The sequence below is a fragment of the Pseudomonas lactucae genome (assembly GCF_016937615.1).
Lineage (GTDB): Bacteria > Pseudomonadota > Gammaproteobacteria > Pseudomonadales > Pseudomonadaceae > Aquipseudomonas > Aquipseudomonas lactucae.
Genome location: NZ_JAFHKI010000103.1, coordinates 42607 through 60714, shown reverse-complemented (window position 1 = coordinate 60714; position 18108 = coordinate 42607). Strand labels below are relative to the sequence as shown.

Below are 18108 nucleotides of genomic sequence, written 5' to 3'. Positions count from 1 at the left end.
GTACTGGCTGACACACTGCTATCGGGGGCAAGCCCCCTCCCACACTGGAATTACACCGAACTCGGGTTGGATAAGTGCTTTCGCACACCAGCGCCTGGCGTTATTCTCTCTTTCACATCAACAGCCAAAGGGCGGCTAAAAGCGACCTTGAACGCACCCATAGTAGAACCCCATCGTTTCCTCCTCGAGCCTTTTGAGGCTCGCCGTTTCGCCAATCTGTGCGGACAGTTCGACGAGCACCTGCGCCTGATCGAACAACGCCTGAGCATCGAGATCCGCAACCGCGGCAATCAGTTCGAGCTTATTGGTGAACCCCAACACACCACATCCGCGGAAAACCTGCTGCGCCGCCTCTATCGCGAGACCAAGGGCAGTGAACTGTCACCGGAAACGGTGCACCTGTACCTGCAGGAGTCCGCTGTGGAAGACCTGGCCAATAACCCTGTGGCCGAAGCCAGCGTGGCCCTGCGCACCAAAAAAGGCATGATTCGCCCTCGCGGCTTGAATCAGCAGCGCTATGTCAAGGAAATCCTCGGCAACGACATCAACTTCGGCATCGGCCCGGCCGGTACCGGCAAGACCTACCTGGCCGTAGCCTGCGCGGTTGACGCCCTGGAGCGCGAGCAAGTGCGCCGCATTCTGTTGGTGCGCCCAGCGGTTGAAGCCGGTGAAAAGCTCGGTTTCCTGCCCGGCGACCTGGCCCAGAAGATCGACCCGTACCTGCGCCCGCTCTACGACGCGCTCTACGAGATGCTCGGCTTCGAATACGTGGCCAAGCTGATCGAGCGCCAGGTGATCGAGATCGCCCCGCTCGCCTATATGCGCGGCCGTACGCTGAACAACAGCTTCATCATCCTCGACGAAAGCCAGAACACCACCGTCGAGCAAATGAAGATGTTCCTCACCCGTATCGGTTTCGGCTCTACCGCCGTGATCACCGGTGACATTACCCAGGTCGACCTGCCCAAGGGCACCAAGTCGGGCCTGGGCCAGGTGATCGAGGTGCTCAAGGACGTGCCGGGCATCAGCTTCACGCACTTCATGCCCAAGGATGTGGTGCGCCACCCACTGGTGCAGCGCATTGTCGAAGCGTACGAGCGCTTCGAACACCGCGATGAGGGACTGTCAAAGGACGTTCGCCGCGATGCTTGAGCTAGACCTGCAGCTTGAAAGCACAAAGCCCGCCCCCAGCGAAGCCCGGTTCCGCGAGTGGTGTGCCCTGGCCCTGCGCCAGCGCACCGCCGACTCGGAACTGACCATCCGTCTGGTGGACGAGCCCGAAGGCCGCGAACTGAACCGCACCTGGCGCCAGAAGGACTACGCCACCAACGTACTGTCCTTCCCCGCCGACGTCCCCGATGAGCTGCTGGATATTCCGCTGCTGGGCGACCTGGTGATCTGCGTCGCGGTGGTTGAACGCGAAGCCAAGGAACAAGGCAAGGCACTCGAGGCCCACTGGGCCCACCTGGTCATTCACGGCTGCTTGCATCTCTTGGGTTACGACCATATAGACGATGACGAAGCCGAAGAAATGGAAGCACTGGAACGAACGTTGCTTGCAGAGTTGGGTCATCCTGATCCGTATGCGGATGACGAAGTTTAGAAATCACCTATTAACTGTAACGATAAAGGATTCAGAGTAATCGCTATGAGCGAAGACCGATCGAGCAATGGGCAGAAGTCATGGCTGGGTAAATTGACCCAGGCTTTTGCCCACGAGCCGAAAAACCGCCAGGAGCTGCTGGAGCTGCTGCGCGAGGCCCACCAGAACAAGTTGCTGGACAGCGAAGCGCTGGCCATCGTCGAAGGCGCCATCCAGGTGGCTGACCTGCAAGTACGCGACATCATGGTCCCGCGCTCGCAGATGATCAGCATCAAGGCGACCCAGACCCCACGGGAGTTCCTCCCGGCCGTGATCGATTCGGCGCACTCGCGCTACCCGGTCATTGGAGAAAGCCATGACGACGTCATGGGCGTCCTGCTGGCCAAGGACCTGCTGCCGCTGATCCTCAAGGAGAACGGCGACAGCTTCAACATCAAGGACCTGCTGCGCCCGGCCACCTTCGTGCCCGAATCCAAGCGCCTGAATGTGCTGCTGCGTGAATTCCGCGCCAACCACAACCATATGGCCATCGTGATCGACGAATACGGCGGCGTGGCCGGCCTGGTGACCATCGAAGACGTGCTGGAACAGATCGTCGGCGACATCGAAGACGAGCACGACGTCGAAGAAGACAGCTACATCAAACCGCTGCCCAGCGGTGATTTCCTGATCAAGGCGCTGACGCCGATCGAGAACTTCAACGAGTTCTTCGACAGCGAATTCTCCGATGACGAATTCGACACCGTCGGAGGCCTGGTGATGAGTGCGTTCGGGCACCTGCCAAAACGTAACGAAATCACCGAGATCGGCGCCTATCGTTTCCGCATCCTGAATGCCGATAGCCGTCGTATCCATCTGATTCGCCTGACTCCTATTGCCCGCTAAGGAATGACATGCAGCGCCTAACCCGCCCCGGCTGGCCCGGTAACTTGCTGGCCGTGGTGGCCGGCGCCATCACTACCCTGGCGCTGGCGCCGTTCGATCTGTGGCCGTTTGCACTGGTGGCGGTCGGATTGTTCTATGTGGGCTTGCGGGAACTGACCCCACGCCAGGCGCTGGGCCGTGGCTGGTGTTTCGGTTTCGGCCTGTTTGGCGCCGGCACCAGCTGGATCTACTACAGCATCCACCACTTCGGCGGCGCTTCAGTGCTGCTGGCGGGGTTCCTGATGCTGCTGTTCACCGCCGCCATTGCCTGGTTCTTCGCCCTGCCCGCCTGGTTATGGGCACGCTGGCTGCGGCGCAATGAAGCACCGCTGGCGGATGCGCTGACGTTTGCCGCGCTGTGGGTTGGCCAGGAGGCGTTTCGCGGTTGGTTCCTCACCGGGTTCCCGTGGCTCTACTCCGGTTACAGCCAACTCGATGGCCCGCTCACCGGCCTGGCGCCCGTCGGCGGCATGTGGCTGATTTCCTTTGCCCTGGCGCTCACGGCCGCCTTGCTGTGCAACCTGCCGCGCTTGCTGGCCGGCAAGCGCAACGCCTTTGTCGGCGTGGGCCTGGTGCTGCTGGTCGCGCCCTGGGCCATCGGCCTGGCTCTCAAACATCACGCCTGGACCAGTCCTTCTGGCGCCCCACTCACCGTGGCGGCCATTCAGGGCAACGTCGAACAAAGCATGAAGTGGGACCCGGAACAGCTCAACGCGCAATTGGCGCTGTACCGCGACATGAGCTTCACCTCCAAGCGTGTCGACCTGCTGGTGTGGCCGGAAACCGCAGTGCCGGTGCTCAAGGAATCGGTGGAAGGCTACCTGGGCATGATGGGCAAGTTCGCCGCCGACCGGCACACCGCGCTGATCACCGGCGTGCCGATCCGCCAGGAGGTGCACCACCAGAAGCGCTACTTCAACGGCATCACCGTCGTGGGTGAAGGTGACGGCACCTACTTGAAGCAGAAACTGGTGCCTTTTGGTGAATACGTCCCGCTGCAGGACATGCTGCGCGGGCTGATCGCCTTCTTCGACCTGCCGATGTCGGACTTCGCCCGTGGCCCCGCTGACCAGGCCATGCTGCAGGCAAAGGGCTACCAAATCGCACCGTTCATTTGCTACGAAGTGGTGTACCCGGAATTCGCCGCCGGCCTCTCCGCCCAGAGCGACCTGTTGCTGACCATCAGCAACGACACCTGGTTCGGCCGCTCCATCGGCCCGTTGCAGCACCTGCAAATGGCGCAGATGCGTGCGCTGGAGGCCGGCCGCTGGATGATCCGCGCTACCAACAACGGCGTGACCGGGCTGATCAACCCGTTTGGGCAGATCACTGCGCAGATCCCGCAGTTCGAACGCGGCATTCTGTACGGTGAAGTGGTGCCGATGCATGACCTCACGCCGTACCTGCAATGGCGCTCGTGGCCGCTGATCATTGTGTGCCTGGGGTTGTTTGGTTGGGCTTTGCTGGCGGGCCGAATGGCCAAAACCGTCTGACAAAATCACACCGGACCCAATGTGGGTATGCCTGGTTATCGGTAAAACACCCGATAACCAATCTGCCCCACCGCCTCGTTGATCAACTGCCCGCTCTGCCACACCGACTTGAACTCCGGCATCCAGCCGCCCAGCGGTCGGGCATTGTCCACGCCCAAAAAGCCCACCGGCGCCGGCACCACCGTGAAGCCGGCCTTTTCAAAGCTCCATACCGCCCGTGACATATGCCAGGCCTGGGTCACGACCACCACACGCTTGATGCCTTCGGGCAACAGAATCTCGGCACTCATCTGCGCGTTTTCCCAGGTGGTGCGGCTGCGCTCCTCTTTCCAGCGCACCGTCACGCCGAAGTCATCCTGCATCGACACCGCCATCAATTGCGCCTCGCTGGGCGGCGTACCGTAATGCAGACCACCGCTGGTCAGCACCGGCAGCCCGGAGGCCTTGGCCAGTCGCGCGGCATAACGCTGGCGCTCCAGGCCGATACCGGTAGGCTGGTCGGCGCCCCATGCCGGGTCACCGCGCTCACGCCCCGAACCCAGCACGACAATAGCATCGGCGCGCTGGGCCAGTGTGGACCAGTCTTCACGCGCCAATGGCGGCTCGGTCTCCAAGACTCGCGCGCCCCACTCCACCATCACCGGCAAGCTGATCAACCACATGCCGCCCAGGCCCAAGGCAAAGCAGCAGCCCGCCAGCCGTGGGCGACTGCGCCGAAACCACCAGGCAAGGGCCAGCAACAGCAAAAGAATGCCGGGCGGCAAAAGCAATTGTTTGATGAAGTAACGAATAGGCATCGGCATCTCCAAAGATGCCCGAAGCCTAAGGTGTAACGGGGTTTAGCGACAATCTTTACGGTGACATAACACACGGGTGCGGCTGCACGGGGAGTGAACTACTTGGAGCGGGCGGACCGGAGTGTTTCCGGGCCACGACCGGCCGGCAAGTCTTTTAGCCACACCACCTTGGCAGAGTGCGGAGGCTCTTTGGCTGGCGGGGTTGCCACCCTCGGAGGCGCACTGCGCTCATTGCGTTCCAGGTAAGCCTTGATCAGTTCCAGCTCCGCGCGGCTCAACCCGCGCAGTTCCAACTCCACAGGCCGTTCATCTCGCAATCGGCCTGCTGTCCTTGCTGCATCCAATGCACGACCCAAGCGGTCGATCAATCCCTCGTAGATGTCCGGTTTCGTTGCGATTCGCTGCGATTCAACCATCCCCTCACCTCATTGAAGAAAGACTTGCTCCCCACTAAACAGCGTAGCCCCCGTGGCTGCGCCTGCCTGGCGCCGCGACAGACGGCCCTTACCGTGTAATCAGGGTTTCCCTCGATAGAGTGGGGTCATGTATGCTACGGCGCTTCCTGTAACTCCACTTCCCGCAGGGTTTGGGCATGCACGCGCCGCTTTTTGGTGTCGATCTACCCGGACAACGCTGCGAAGAGGATTAGGCCACCCCTATTCAGTTCAAAAGTAGCCATGCACGAACACTACCAGCCCCGTGAAATAGAAAACGCCGCCCAAACCTTCTGGGACGCGCAAAAGTCCTTTGAAGTCAGTGAACAGCCAGGCAAGGAGACTTACTACTGCCTATCGATGTTCCCTTACCCCAGCGGCAAGCTACACATGGGGCACGTGCGTAACTACACCATCGGCGACGTGATTTCCCGTTACCAGCGCATGCTCGGCAAGAACGTCCTGCAACCCATGGGTTGGGACGCCTTCGGCATGCCGGCGGAAAACGCCGCGATGAAAAACAACGTGGCCCCCGCCAAGTGGACCTACGAAAACATCGCCTACATGAAGACCCAGCTGCGCAGCCTGGGCCTGGCGGTGGATTGGTCCCGCGAGGTGACCACCTGCAAGCCGGACTACTACCGCTGGGAACAGTGGCTGTTCACGCGCCTGTTCGAAAAAGGCGTGATCTACCGCAAGAACGGCACCGTGAACTGGGACCCGGTCGACCAGACCGTACTGGCCAACGAACAAGTGATCGACGGTCGCGGCTGGCGTTCCGGCGCAGTGATCGAAAAGCGCCAGATCCCGATGTACTACTTCAAGATCACTGCCTACGCGGATGAACTCTTGTCGAGCCTCGACGACCTGCCGGGCTGGCCTGAACAGGTCAAGACCATGCAGCGCAACTGGATCGGCAAATCCAAAGGCATGGAAGTGCAGTTCCCGTACAACGTCGACTCGATCGGCGAAGCCGGGGCGCTCAAGGTGTTCACCACCCGTCCGGACACCCTGATGGGCGCCACCTATGTCGCCGTGGCCGCCGAGCACCCCTTGGCCACCCAGGCCGCACAGAACAACCCTGAACTGCAGGCGTTCATCGCCGACTGCAAAGGCGGCAGCGTGGCCGAAGCCGACGTCGCCACCCAGGAGAAAAAAGGCCTGCCGACCGGGCTGTTCGTCGAGCACCCACTGACCGGCGAGAAATTGCCGGTATGGGTCGCCAACTATGTGCTGATGCACTACGGCGACGGCGCAGTGATGGCGGTGCCGGCCCACGACGAGCGCGATTTCGAATTTGCCACCAAGTACAACCTGCCGATCAAGTCGGTCGTGCGTACCAGCTCGGGCGATACCAACCCGGCGCCGTGGCAGGACGCCTACGGCGAGCACGGTACCCTGATCAATTCCGGCGAGTTCGACGGCCTGGACTTCGCCGCGCCTTCGACGCCATCGAAGTCGCCCTGATCAAGAAAAACCTCGGCGCCTCGCGCACCCAGTTCCGTCTGCGCGACTGGGGCATCAGCCGTCAGCGCTACTGGGGCTGCCCGATCCCGATCATCCACTGCGACAGCTGTGGCGACGTGCCAGTACCGGAAGAGCAACTGCCGGTCGTGCTGCCGGAAGACGTGGTACCGGACGGCGCCGGTTCGCCATTGGCGCGCATGCCCGAGTTCTACGAATGCAGCTGCCCCAAATGCGGTGCGCCCGCCAAGCGTGAAACCGACACCATGGACACCTTCGTCGAGTCCTCGTGGTACTACGCCCGCTACGCCTCGCCGCACTACGAGGGCGGCCTGGTGGAGAAATCCGCGGCCGACCATTGGTTGCCGGTGGACCAGTACATCGGCGGCATCGAACACGCCATCCTGCACCTGCTGTACGCGCGCTTCTTCCACAAGCTGATGCGTGACGAAGGCCTGGTGAGCTCCGATGAGCCGTTCAAGAACCTGCTGACCCAGGGCATGGTCATCGCCGAGACTTACTATCGCCGCGAAGCCAATGGCGCCTACACCTGGTTCAACCCGGCGGACGTCGAGCTGGAGCGTGACAGCAAAGCCAAGGTCATCAGCGCCAAGCTGATCGCCGACGGCCTGCCGGTGGAAATCGGCGGCACCGAGAAGATGGCCAAGTCGAAGAACAACGGCGTCGACCCACAGTCGATGATCGACCAGTTCGGCGCCGACACCTGCCGCCTGTTCATGATGTTTGCCTCGCCGCCCGACATGAGCGCCGAATGGTCCGACTCCGGCGTCGAAGGTTCGCACCGTTTCCTCAAGCGCGTGTGGCGCCTGGCGCACGCCCATGTCAGCCAGGGCCTGCCGGCCAAGCTGGATGTGGCGTCGTTGAGCGACGAGCAAAAAGCCATTCGCCGCAGCACCCACCTGGCCATCAAGCAAGCCAGCCAGGACGTCGGCCAGCACCACAAATTCAACACCGCCATCGCCCAGGTGATGACGCTGATGAACGTGCTGGAAAAAGCCCCGCAGGCAACCGAGCAAGACCGCGCACTGCTGCAGGAAGGCCTGGAAACGGTCACCCTGCTGCTGGCGCCGATCACGCCGCACATCAGCCACGAACTGTGGAGCCGTCTGGGCCACAGCGACGCGGTCATCGATGCGCGCTGGCCGGTACAGGATGACAGCGCCCTGGTCCAGGACACGCTGGCGCTGGTGATCCAGGTCAACGGTAAACTGCGTGGCCAGATCGACATGCCGGCCACCGCCAGCCGCGAAGACATCGAAGCGGCCGCGCGTACCAACGAAAACGTGCTGCGCTTCACCGAAGGCCTGACGATCCGCAAAGTGATCGTGGTGCCTGGCAAACTGGTCAATATCGTCGCCAGCTAAATCGGATCGGGCGCGGGGCTTGAGCCCTGCGCCGAACTAAACCTTCAGGGCCTCGATAAGGCCCGCCTGGTTTCAAGGGGAGCAACAAAATGATCAAACGCAATCTGCTGGTAATGGGCCTTGCCGTTCTGTTGAGCGCTTGCGGCTTCCAGCTGCGCGGCACCGGCACCAATGAATTGTCGCTCAAGGAACTCGACGTCAGCGCGCGTAACGCCTACGGCGAGACCGTGACTCAACTGCGTCAGGCGCTGGAAAACAGTGGCGTACACGTCTATAACGGCGCCACCTACAAACTGTACCTGGCCGACGAGCAAGAAACCCAGCGCAACATCAGCTACGCCAGTGCCGGCCGCGCGTCGGACGTTGAGCTCGTGACTACGCTCAACTTTGATATACAAGGCCGCGACCATTTGCCTCTGATGAGTGACAAGATTCAGGTGCAGAAAGTCGTGAGCCACGACGGCAACAACCTGGTGGGTTCGGACTCCGAGAGCCTCCAGGTGCGCAAGGAAATGCGTCGCGAGCTGATCCAGCGCATGCTGATTCGCCTGCAACTGCTGACCCCGGAAAAACTCGAAGAGCTGCAGCACATTGCTGACAACAAGGCCAAGGCTGACGCCGATGCCCTGAAAGCCGCGCAAGAGTACGAAGACAACACACCGAAACAGTCGCCTGTTGAAGTTCCTGTCGAGTAAGCCAGACGGGGCGCCCCAGGCGCCCCGTTCTCCCTGCCTATGAAACTCGCTCCCGCCCAACTCGCCAAACACCTGCAAGGTGGCCTCGCGCCTGTCTACATTGTCAGCGGTGATGACCCGCTGCTGTGCCAGGAAGCCGCGGACGCCATCCGCACCGCCGCCCGCCAGCAAGGCTTCGATGAACGCCAGGTATTCAGCGCCGACGCCAGTTTCGACTGGGGCACGCTGCTGCAAGCCGGCGCGAGCATGTCACTGTTTGCCGAAAAACGCCTGCTGGAACTGCGCCTGCCTTCGGGCAAGCCCGGTGATAAAGGCGCGGCCGCCCTGATGGAATATTGTTCCCGGCCTGCCGAGGACACGGTATTGCTGATCAGCCTGCCCAAGCTCGACGGCAGTGCGCAGAAAACCAAGTGGGGCAAGGCTCTGGTGGAAGGGGCACAGACCCAGTTCATCCAGATCTGGCCGGTGGACAGTAGTCAGTTGCCGCAATGGATTCGTCAGCGCCTTTCACAATCGGGGTTGTCGGCGACCCAGGATGCTATAGAGCTGATCGCCGCACGGGTCGAAGGCAACTTGCTGGCCGCCGCCCAGGAAATCGAAAAGCTCAAGCTGATGGCCGAAGACGGGCAGATCACCGTCGAGACCGTGCAGGGTGCGGTGGCCGACAGCGCACGCTTTGACGTGTTCGGCCTGGTGGACGCGATCCTCAACGGCGAACCCGCCCACGCCCTGCGCATGCTCGAAGGCCTGCGCGGCGAAGGCGTGGAGCCGCCGGTGATTCTTTGGGCCCTGGCCCGGGAGCTGCGGGTACTGGCCAATATCGCCCTGCAATACAGCCAGGGCACACCACTGGACAAATGCTTCAGCCAGGCCCGGCCACCGGTGTGGGACAAGCGCAAACCCCTGATGAGCAAAGCCCTGCAACGCCACTCGGCGCAACGCTGGGCGCAGCTGTTGCTGGAGGCCCAGCGCATCGATGCGCAGATCAAGGGCCAGGCGGCCGGCTCGCCGTGGATGAGCCTCAGCCGTTTGTCGCTGTTGATGTCTGGTCAGCGCCTGGCATTACCTGCTGAATAACCCCTCTTCTAAAAACACTGCGAAACCAATGTGGGGGCTTGCTCCCTCCCACACTTGGACCGCGTTTACATTTCAAAAAACTTGTCGGGCTTTACAGCGGCCAGACTTCGGCAGATTATTTGCACCGCTTCCCTCCACCCAAGAGAGTCAAAACCATGAGCAAAAAGCCATCCAAGCATGGCCCCAACAAGGCCAAATCCATCATCGCCCAGCCACTGTTCCGCAGCCGTCAGGAACGCGCCGGCAAGGGCAAAGGCAGCTACCGCCGCGAAGCCTTCCAGTCTAATAGCTGGGAGGCTTCTTACTTTCTGGCTGCCTGAAGGCAAGCGCCCCTCCGGCATGATAAGGTCTGCATCTGATCTGTAACCCCTGGACCTGTGCATGCCCTCTAGTCTTTCCCGTCGCTGGCACCTTCGCCAATTGATCGCTGCCTCCAGCCTCATTCTACTTGTCGCCTGCGCCGAAAAACCGACAGCCGCCGACGCCCAACCGCTGCCGAAGCTGTCGACCGCCCCCGTGGTCGCGCCCGCTGTCGTGGCCCCGCTGGCAGTGGACAACCTCGATATCCAACCGACCCAGACCTTCGCCGAATGGCAGGCAGGTTTCCGTGTGGACGCCTTGAAAGCCGGGATCACAGCGGCGGTGTTTGATAACGCCTTCGCCAATGTCACCCCGGACATGGCGGTGATCCGAGCCGACCGCAGCCAGCCGGAGTTCTCCCGGCCGGTGTGGGAATACCTCGACGGCGCCTTGTCGCCAGTGCGGGTGCGCAATGGCCAGGCACTGCTGATCAAGTACGCTGACATCCTGCAAAGCATCGAGCAACGTTATGGCGTCGACCGCCAGGCGCTGGTCTCGGTATGGGGCATGGAGAGCAACTTCGGCCAATTCCAGGGCAACAACTCGGTGATCCGCTCCCTCGCAACGCTGGCCTACGAAGGTCGCCGTCCGGCCTTTGCCCAGGCGCAGTTGCTGGCGGCGCTGCAGATCATCCAGCACGGCGATATCCAGGCCGACCAGATGAAAGGCTCCTGGGCCGGCGCAATGGGCCAGACCCAATTTATCCCGACCACCTACAACACCCACGCCGTGGACTTCGACGGCGACGGCCGCCGCGATATCTGGAACAGCCCGGCCGACGCACTCGCCTCCACTGCGCACTACCTGCAAAGCTCCGGCTGGCAGAAAGGCCAGCGTGGGGCTTCGAAGTGAAACAACTGCCGGCGAACTTCGATTACGCCCTGGCCGACGGTGGCGTGCGCAAGAGCGTGGCCGAGTGGCTGAGGCTGGGCATCCAGCTGCCACCTGGCGCGAGCATGCCGCCCAACGTCGACCCACTGTCCGCCGCCCTGCTGCTGCCGGCCGGCTACCGTGGCCCGGCGTTCCTGGTGCTGGATAACTTCCGCGCGATCCTCAAGTACAACAACTCGTCGTCCTACGCACTGGCGGTTGGCCTGCTGTCGGAGCGCTTTGGTGGCGGTGGTGTGATTCGCGGCGAATGGCCCAAGGATGAGCTGCCGCTGAGTCGTTCACAGCGTATCGATTTGCAGACGGCGCTGAGCGCCAAAGGCTACGACGCGGGCAACCCGGACGGGATTATCGGCGCCAACACACGCAAAGCGATTCGTGCGGCGCAGCAGGCGCTGGGCTGGCCGGCGGATGGGTATCCGACGGTTAAGTTGCTGGAGTCGTTGCAGAACCGCTAGATTGGCTTATGGCGACTACCGCTATCGGGGGCAAGCCCCCTCCCACACTGGACCGCATTCCAAAGAGTGTACGCGGATCATGTGGGAGGGGGCTTGCCCCCGATAGCGGTTCAGCAGACGACAACAGCTTCAGGGCCTGAAGATCACCTCCTGCTCCAACACTACCCGCTGCGCCCCCGCATCCAACCGCACCTGCGCCCCCATCGGCAACGTCAGGTTCGGATCACAGTGCCCACTGCGCCATCCGGACAACACCGGAATGCACAGCGGCTCGAAGGTCTGCTTCAGCAGACGATCCAATGCGACCTTATCCACGCCCGCCACATCCCCCACCAGCACACCGGCCACCTGAGCCAGTTTGCCTGCCAGGCGCAAATGCGTGAGCAGGCGGTCGATGCGGTAGATCGGCTCGTTGACGTCTTCGATAAACAGGATGACGCCTTCTGCGTCGATTTCGTACGGTGTGCCCATCACGGCGGCGATCATCGACAGATTGCCGCCCAGCAAGCGCCCACAGGCGATGCCTGGCGCAATCGTGGTCAACGGCCAGGCCACCGGGTGCTTAAGCTCGGCGCCCGTACCGAGCTGGCCACGCAGCATACTCAGCAAGGACGATTCGGTCGGTGCCTGCTTATCGCCGAGCAGATCGGCATTGAGCATCGGGCCGTGAAAGGTCACGAACCCGGCGTAGCGGTTGATCGCCAAGTGCAAGGCGGTGATGTCGCTGTAGCCGACGAATGGTTTGGGGTTGGCACGGATCAGTTCGAAATCGAGCGCGTCCAGTAAACGGGGGGTACCGTAGCCGCCGCGCAGGCAGAAGATCGCATCGATATCGGGATTGGCGAAAGCGGCATGCAGGTCGCGCAGGCGCACTGCATCGCTGCCGGCGAGATAGCCGTCGCGCTCATAGACGCCGGTGAAGATATGCAGGTCGTAGCCGCGGGCGCGCATCCATTGCCCGGCCTTTTCAACGTCCAGCGCGGCAGGGCCGGCGGGGGCGATCAGAGCGATGGTGCCTTCAGCACGAAGGGCTGGAACGGCTGCTGCCATACAACTCTCCCTAACTAACGCGGAACGAAATGTGGGAGGGGCTTGCCCCCACCCCACATTGGACCTGCGGTGTAGCGCAGATCTGTATTACGAAACCAGGCTCGCCTTGACCAGCTTGGCCTGTTCGTCGGCGTGGTACGAAGAACGAACCAGCGGGCCCGACGCGACGTTCTTGAAGCCCATCTTGTAGCCTTCCTCGGCGAACCAGGCGAAGGTGTCCGGGTGCACGAAACGCTGCACCGGCAAGTGGCTGCGCGACGGCTGCAGGTACTGGCCCAGGGTCAGCATGTCGATGTCGTGCTCGCGCATGCGCTTCATGACTTCGATGACTTCTTCGTCGGTTTCGCCCAGGCCCAGCATCAGGCCGGATTTGGTCGGGATGTGCGGCATCATCTGCTTGAATTTCTGCAGCAGGGTCAGCGACCACTGATAGTCCGAACCCGGACGCGCGGCCTTGTACAGGCGCGGCACGGTTTCCAGGTTGTGGTTGAACACATCCGGCGGCTCGGCAGCGGTGATTTCCAGCGCGACGTCCATGCGGCCACGGTAGTCCGGCACCAGGGTTTCGAGCATCACGTTCGGCGAAAGCTTGCGGATTTCGCGGATGCAGTCGGCAAAGTGCTGGGCACCGCCATCGCGCAGGTCATCGCGGTCTACCGAGGTGATTACCACGTATTTGAGTTTCAGGTCAGCGATGGCGATGGCCAGGCTTTCCGGCTCGTTCACGTCCAGTGGCTTCGGACGGCCGTGGCCGACGTCGCAGAACGGGCAGCGACGGGTGCAGATGTCACCCATGATCATGAACGTGGCGGTGCCGCCGGAGAAGCACTCGCCCAGGTTCGGGCAGGAGGCTTCTTCACAGACGCTGTGCAGCTTGTGTTTGCGCAGCAGCGCCTTGATACGGTCGACTTCCGGCGAAACCGGGATGCGCACGCGGATCCAATCGGGTTTTTTCGGCAGTTCGGTGGTCGGAATGATCTTCACCGGGATGCGTGCAACCTTCTCGGCGCCGCGCAGCTTGACGCCGGCTTCCACCTTGGCACGCGGGGCCGGGGCCGGACGCTCGGTGACGTCCAGCGTCGGGATCATGGTTTGCACTGCATCAGTAGTCATAATCAGTCGATTCCGCCCGTGAGGGTCGTCTGCTCAGCATAGTCGAGGTGTTTGACGAGCTGCGCGCGCAGCCGGGCACTTACCTCGGCAAATTTAATCGGTGTCGCGTGGTCGCTCAGTTGCGTCATCGCCAACCCGGCATAACCGCACGGGTTGATGCGCCGAAACGGTGCCAGGTCCATGTCCACGTTCAGGGCCAGGCCATGAAAGGAACACCCATGACGAATACGCAGCCCTAAGGAGGCGATTTTCGCGCCGTCGACGTACACGCCCGGTGCATCCGGCTTGGCCGCGGCGGTCACGCCGTAACTGGCCAGCAGCTCGATCAGGCAAGCCTCGATGCGGCTCACCAGATCACGCACACCAAAACCCAGCTTGCGCACGTCCAGCAGCAAATAAGCGACAAGCTGACCGGGCCCATGGTAAGTCACTTGGCCACCTCGGTCGACCTGCACCACCGGAATATCCCCCGGAAGCAGCAGATGCTCAGCCTTGCCGGCCTGGCCCTGGGTGAACACCGGCGGGTGTTCCACCAGCCAGACTTCATCGGGCGCCGAGCTGCCGCGTTCGTTGGTGAAGCGCTGCATGGCGTGCCAGACCGGCTCGTACGCCATCCGGCCGAGCTCGCGAAAGCCCAGGACCTGTGACATCACAACACCATGTGCACGAAGCCGGTGGCCCGCAGTTCGCTGTTGATGTCGTAGAGCTGGTCTTGACCGGTCGCAACGATGTGTAACTGGATCGTCGTATATTTACCGGTGGAGCTGGATCGTTCGTCCACGCGGTTGTCGTTGATCGTCGCGTGTTTACGCACGATGTCGAGAATCTGGTCTTTGCGGCCCACACCGGTGTCGCTGATCACCTTGATAGGGTAATCGGTCACCGGGAATTCGATTTTTGGCGCCTTTACTTCTTTATCGGTCATGGCGTAACGGCCTCGTAAGCGTAAGCCGTGGCGACGGGCAAGGCCCCGTGTCGGATCAACACGGGGCCTTGCAGGTGCACACTATCAGTTGAACAAGCCGTAGAAGAATAGACGGATGCTATCCCACACGCGGCGGAAGATACCACCTTCGTCGACGGCGTCCAGTGCGATCAGGTCGGCGCTGTGCACCACCTTGTCGTCCAGCTTCACTTCGACCTTACCGATCACGTCACCCTTGGCGATTGGGGCAACCAATTGCGGGTTCATGGTCATGCTCGCAGCGAGCTTTTTCAGCTGGCCTTTAGGCATGGTCAGGGTCAGGTCTTCGGCCAGGCCGGCCTTGACTTGCGAGGTGGCGCCTTTCCACACCGGCGCGGTCGCCAGCTCAGCACCCTTCTGGTAGAAGGTCTGGGTTTCGAAGAAGCGGAAACCATAGGTCAGCAGCTTTTGCGTCTCGGCCGCACGGGCCTGCTCGCTGTTGGTGCCGAAGACCACGGCAATCAGGCGCTGGCCGTCACGTACGGCGGACGACACCATGCAGTAGCCGGCTTCTTCGGTGTGGCCGGTTTTCAGACCGTCGACGGTCTTGTCGCGCCACAGCAGCAGGTTGCGGTTAGGCTGCTTGATGTTGTTCCAAAAGAATTCCTTCTGGGAGTAGATCGCGTAGTGCACCGGGTCGACACGAATGATCGCGCGGGCCAGGATCGCCATGTCGTGAGCCGACGAATAGTGCTCCGGGTTCGGCAGGCCGGTCGGGTTCATGAAGTGGCTGTTGGTCATGCCCAGGTCGGCCACGGTTTTGTTCATCATGTCGGCGAAGGCGTCTTCGCTGCCGGCGATGTGCTCGGCCAGGGCGACGCTGGCGTCGTTACCGGACTGGATGATGATGCCGTGCAGCAGGTCGCTCACGGTGACTTGCGAACCCACCTTGATGAACATCCGCGAACCGCCGGTGCGCCAGGCGTTTTCGCTGACGGTCACCGGATCGTTCTCGCCGATCTGGCCGCGACGGATTTCCAGGGTCGCGATGTAGGCCGTCATCAGCTTGGTCAGGCTGGCCGGTGGCAGGCGCTGGTCACCGTTGTTCTCCACCAGCACGTTGCCGCTGGCGGCATCCATGAGCACCCAGGCCTTGGCGGCCAGTTGCGGTGAGGCCGGCACCATTTCAACCGCCCAGGCGGCCGGGGTGATGATCAGCGAAAGAAGCAGGCACGTGCGTTTGGCTAAGGTGGTGATGTTCATCCGTCTCTCGAAATTGCTTATGGAAACTTGCCCTCGCGGGCAAAACTTTTTATTCAGACAGCCCGCTACCAGACTGTCACGTGTTCGGTTGCTCGCTCACCCCTTGCCTTCGGGTTTTTATTGTTCAACGAGCCAACAACCAGGGTTCAGGCACGCGCACGCGCCCGGACCATCAATCTTTTATTCGGCGGTCACTACGCTGGGTTGCCCCAGGTTGGCCAGACGCACACTGTTCTGTACTTGCGCCACTTCGCTGGGCGAACCGATCGGCCCCATCCGTACACGGTGCAGGGTCTGCTGGTTACGCACGATGGAGCTGATGAACACCGGCGCGCTGACCATGCCGCTGAGCTTGGACCTTAACAGTTCCGCCGCATCCGGGTTGGCGAAAGCCCCCACCTGCAGGTACTGCCCGCCCGCTGCCGAGGCACCCGGTGCCGCACGAGGCACCACCACGGTGTCCGGGGCGTGCTGCTGGGGCGGCGGTGTCCACTGCTCGATCTTGCCGGCCGACGCGGTTACCTGTGGTTGTGGGGCCTGCGGTTCGTTGAGCATCAACGGCGCAGGTTTGCCACGCTGGGCCCAGTACTGCGCCGGGTCGATGCCTTCGACCTTGACCCGTGCGGTGCCGGTTTCGGCGTAGCCGAGTTTCTTCGCGGCGGCGTAGGACAAGTCGATGATCCGGTCCGAATAGAACGGCCCACGGTCGTTGACCCGCAAAATCACTGTGCGGTTGTTGTCGAGATTGGTCACGCGCACATAGCTGGGCAGCGGCAGGGTCTTGTGCGCCGCGCTCATGCCGTACAGGTCATACACTTCGCCGTTGGCGGTGTTCTGGCCATGGAACTTGGTGCCGTACCAGGACGCCGTGCCCGACTGCACGTACGTCTTGGAATCCTGCAGCGGGAAATAGGTCTTGCCCAACACGGTATAAGGGTTGGCCTTGTAGGCGCCGGTGTGCAGGGTCGGGGTGGCATCCGGGATCTTCGACACATCGACATCCCACCACGGCGCGCCGTCTTTGTGCGCGCGGTTGATGTCCAGGCCCGGCTGGGAACGCACCGCGGTGCCGCCGGCCTTCTGCGCCGGCCCGCGGCTGGTGGAACAACTGACGACCAGCAGGGACAACGCGGCGAACGCCACCAGCTTGAGCGGTTGATTGAACAGCGATGCCCGCATTACTTGTTGCCCCGTGCTTGGACCAGCATGTCTGACAGCTGATGCACGGCCATGGCGTACATCACACTGCGGTTATAACGCGTGATCGCGTAGAAATTCTTCAGGCCCATCCAGTATTCAGGGCCATTTTCGCCTTCCAGGCGGAACGCCGTGACCGGCATGTCATCGCGTGGCGCATTCTGACTCGACCAGCCCAGCGCCCGCAACTCCCCGACCGTCTTGGCCGGCTCGATGCCCTGGGTCAGGCCCTCATCGACGCGCTCCCCGGCCACATCGGCGCGGATCACCACAGGCTCGCCGCCCACCCAGCCGTGGCGCTTGAAGTAGCTGGCCACACTGCCGATGGCATCGTCCGGGTTACTCCAGATATTGATGTGCCCGTCGCCGTCGAAATCCACGGCATAGGCGCGAAAGCTGCTCGGCATGAACTGCGGCAGGCCCATGGCACCGGCATAGGAACCTTTGAGGGTCAGCGGGTCGACCTGCTCTTCGCGGGCCAGCAGCAGGAATTCGCGCAATTCCTTGCGAAAGAAGTCGGCGCGGGGCGGGTAGTCGAAGCCCAGGGTGGACAAGGCGTCGATCACCCGGTAACTGCCGGTATTGCGCCCGTAAAAGGTTTCAATGCCGATGATCGCGACAATCACCTGGGCCGGCACGCCATATTCCTGCTCGGCGCGGGCCAGCACGGCTTCATGCTGGCGCCAGAAGTCCACACCTCGGGCCACGCGAGCGTCGGTGAGGAACATCGGACGATATTCCTTCCACTGCTTCACGCGCTCGGCGGGGCGGGAGATGGCATCGAGGATCGCCTGCTTTCTCTGCGCCTCGCGGAATACGCCCATCAGTTGCTCACCGGCAAAACCGTAGTCGCGGGTCATTTCACCGACAAATTCGGCGACCTGGGGTGAACCATCGTAGTCACCGGCCAGCGCCTCTTGCGTCGCGCCCAGCAGCCCAATCAGGCTCATCCAGGACGCATGCCGAGTCGCCCAGCCGCGCATTACTTGCATTGACATCTTCA

The 18108-nt window shown here is 62.1% G+C and carries 16 protein-coding genes and 2 pseudogenes; 9 read left to right on the top strand and 9 right to left on the bottom strand.

What is annotated here, in order from left to right:
• Positions 1-147 precede the first annotated feature (147 nt).
• The 4 genes from JWR98_RS19485 to lnt are packed head-to-tail and all read left to right on the top strand — an operon-like array spanning position 148 to position 4020.
• Positions 148-1152, top strand: coding sequence for a PhoH family protein (locus tag JWR98_RS19485; RefSeq protein WP_205490960.1), 1005 nt, complete (start codon positions 148-150; stop codon positions 1150-1152).
• Positions 1145-1603, top strand: a complete 459-nt coding sequence (ybeY, locus tag JWR98_RS19480; protein WP_003176277.1) for an rRNA maturation RNase YbeY — start codon at positions 1145-1147, stop codon at positions 1601-1603. Before JWR98_RS19485 ends, ybeY begins: the two co-directional genes overlap by 8 nt.
• A gap of 45 nt (positions 1604-1648) precedes the next feature.
• A complete protein-coding gene (locus JWR98_RS19475; protein WP_003176278.1) occupies positions 1649-2488 on the top strand; it encodes an HlyC/CorC family transporter in 840 nt (279 codons plus the stop codon).
• 8 nt (positions 2489-2496) lie between these two features.
• The gene (gene lnt, locus JWR98_RS19470; RefSeq protein ID WP_078734798.1) at positions 2497-4020 is read left to right on the top strand and encodes an apolipoprotein N-acyltransferase; all 1524 of its coding nucleotides are present in this window, start codon (positions 2497-2499) and stop codon (positions 4018-4020) included.
• A 35-nt stretch (positions 4021-4055) separates the two neighbouring features.
• Here the strand turns inward: lnt and JWR98_RS19465 are convergent, their stop codons facing one another.
• The gene (locus tag JWR98_RS19465) at positions 4056-4817 is read right to left on the bottom strand and encodes a YdcF family protein (protein ID WP_205490958.1); all 762 of its coding nucleotides are present in this window, start codon (positions 4815-4817) and stop codon (positions 4056-4058) included.
• Positions 4818-4915: 98 nt separating this feature from the next.
• Positions 4916-5233, bottom strand: coding sequence for a hypothetical protein (locus tag JWR98_RS29545; protein WP_078734800.1), 318 nt, complete (start codon positions 5231-5233; stop codon positions 4916-4918).
• Between the two features lie 261 nt (positions 5234-5494).
• On the opposite strand from JWR98_RS29545, the pseudogene leuS reads away from it, so the two are divergent.
• The 5 genes and pseudogenes from leuS (at position 5495) to JWR98_RS19440 (ending at position 11578) form a co-directional block, all read left to right on the top strand.
• Positions 5495-8100 (top strand): annotated as a pseudogene (gene leuS, locus JWR98_RS19460) (leucine--tRNA ligase).
• Between the two features lie 89 nt (positions 8101-8189).
• Positions 8190-8795, top strand: coding sequence for an LPS-assembly lipoprotein LptE (locus JWR98_RS19455; protein WP_205490956.1), 606 nt, complete (start codon positions 8190-8192; stop codon positions 8793-8795).
• A gap of 39 nt (positions 8796-8834) precedes the next feature.
• A complete protein-coding gene (gene holA / locus JWR98_RS19450) occupies positions 8835-9872 on the top strand; it encodes a DNA polymerase III subunit delta (protein WP_205490953.1) in 1038 nt (345 codons plus the stop codon).
• A 155-nt stretch (positions 9873-10027) separates the two neighbouring features.
• A complete protein-coding gene (arfA, locus tag JWR98_RS19445) occupies positions 10028-10192 on the top strand; it encodes an alternative ribosome rescue factor ArfA (protein WP_003176285.1) in 165 nt (54 codons plus the stop codon).
• A gap of 61 nt (positions 10193-10253) precedes the next feature.
• Positions 10254-11578: pseudogene (locus JWR98_RS19440) on the top strand (lytic murein transglycosylase).
• A gap of 129 nt (positions 11579-11707) precedes the next feature.
• Here the strand turns inward: JWR98_RS19440 and JWR98_RS19435 are convergent.
• From JWR98_RS19435 to mltB, 7 genes are all read right to left on the bottom strand, one after another.
• Positions 11708-12628, bottom strand: coding sequence for a S66 peptidase family protein (locus JWR98_RS19435; RefSeq protein WP_205490950.1), 921 nt, complete (start codon positions 12626-12628; stop codon positions 11708-11710).
• Between the two features lie 87 nt (positions 12629-12715).
• Positions 12716-13717, bottom strand: a complete 1002-nt coding sequence (gene lipA, locus JWR98_RS19430) for a lipoyl synthase (protein WP_162163623.1) — start codon at positions 13715-13717, stop codon at positions 12716-12718.
• Between the two features lie 26 nt (positions 13718-13743).
• Positions 13744-14391 (bottom strand): lipoyl(octanoyl) transferase LipB, encoded by a 648-nt coding sequence (gene lipB, locus JWR98_RS19425; protein WP_003176290.1) that lies wholly within the window; start codon positions 14389-14391, stop codon positions 13744-13746.
• Complete coding sequence (locus JWR98_RS19420) at positions 14391-14666, bottom strand: DUF493 domain-containing protein (RefSeq protein WP_017528936.1); 276 nt, start codon at positions 14664-14666, stop codon at positions 14391-14393. Before JWR98_RS19420 ends, lipB begins: the two co-directional genes overlap by 1 nt.
• 84 nt (positions 14667-14750) lie before the next feature.
• Positions 14751-15908 carry a D-alanyl-D-alanine carboxypeptidase family protein gene (locus JWR98_RS19415; RefSeq protein WP_003176292.1) on the bottom strand — a complete coding sequence of 386 codons (1158 nt, stop codon included), beginning with the start codon at positions 15906-15908 and terminating at the stop codon, positions 14751-14753.
• A gap of 180 nt (positions 15909-16088) precedes the next feature.
• Positions 16089-17087, bottom strand: coding sequence for a septal ring lytic transglycosylase RlpA family protein (locus JWR98_RS19410; protein WP_078734806.1), 999 nt, complete (start codon positions 17085-17087; stop codon positions 16089-16091).
• A complete protein-coding gene (gene mltB, locus JWR98_RS19405) occupies positions 17087-18097 on the bottom strand; it encodes a lytic murein transglycosylase B (RefSeq protein ID WP_078734807.1) in 1011 nt (336 codons plus the stop codon). The genes JWR98_RS19410 and mltB overlap by 1 nt, the downstream gene beginning before the upstream one ends.
• Positions 18098-18108: the final 11 nt, after the last annotated feature.

Coding starts and splice junctions, on each gene's coding strand:
- ybeY (WP_003176277.1), top strand. CDS start 1,145: ATGCTTGAGCTAGACCTGCAGCTTGAAAGCACAAAGCCCGCCCCCAGC.
- JWR98_RS19475 (WP_003176278.1), top strand. CDS start 1,649: ATGAGCGAAGACCGATCGAGCAATGGGCAGAAGTCATGGCTGGGTAAA.
- lnt (WP_078734798.1), top strand. CDS start 2,497: ATGCAGCGCCTAACCCGCCCCGGCTGGCCCGGTAACTTGCTGGCCGTG.
- JWR98_RS19465 (WP_205490958.1), bottom strand. CDS start 4,817: ATGCCTATTCGTTACTTCATCAAACAATTGCTTTTGCCGCCCGGCATT.
- JWR98_RS29545 (WP_078734800.1), bottom strand. CDS start 5,233: ATGGTTGAATCGCAGCGAATCGCAACGAAACCGGACATCTACGAGGGA.
- JWR98_RS19455 (WP_205490956.1), top strand. CDS start 8,190: ATGATCAAACGCAATCTGCTGGTAATGGGCCTTGCCGTTCTGTTGAGC.
- holA (WP_205490953.1), top strand. CDS start 8,835: ATGAAACTCGCTCCCGCCCAACTCGCCAAACACCTGCAAGGTGGCCTC.
- arfA (WP_003176285.1), top strand. CDS start 10,028: ATGAGCAAAAAGCCATCCAAGCATGGCCCCAACAAGGCCAAATCCATC.
- JWR98_RS19435 (WP_205490950.1), bottom strand. CDS start 12,628: ATGGCAGCAGCCGTTCCAGCCCTTCGTGCTGAAGGCACCATCGCTCTG.
- lipA (WP_162163623.1), bottom strand. CDS start 13,717: ATGATCCCGACGCTGGACGTCACCGAGCGTCCGGCCCCGGCCCCGCGT.
- lipB (WP_003176290.1), bottom strand. CDS start 14,391: ATGTCACAGGTCCTGGGCTTTCGCGAGCTCGGCCGGATGGCGTACGAG.
- JWR98_RS19420 (WP_017528936.1), bottom strand. CDS start 14,666: ATGACCGATAAAGAAGTAAAGGCGCCAAAAATCGAATTCCCGGTGACC.
- JWR98_RS19415 (WP_003176292.1), bottom strand. CDS start 15,908: ATGAACATCACCACCTTAGCCAAACGCACGTGCCTGCTTCTTTCGCTG.
- JWR98_RS19410 (WP_078734806.1), bottom strand. CDS start 17,087: ATGCGGGCATCGCTGTTCAATCAACCGCTCAAGCTGGTGGCGTTCGCC.
- mltB (WP_078734807.1), bottom strand. CDS start 18,097: ATGCAAGTAATGCGCGGCTGGGCGACTCGGCATGCGTCCTGGATGAGC.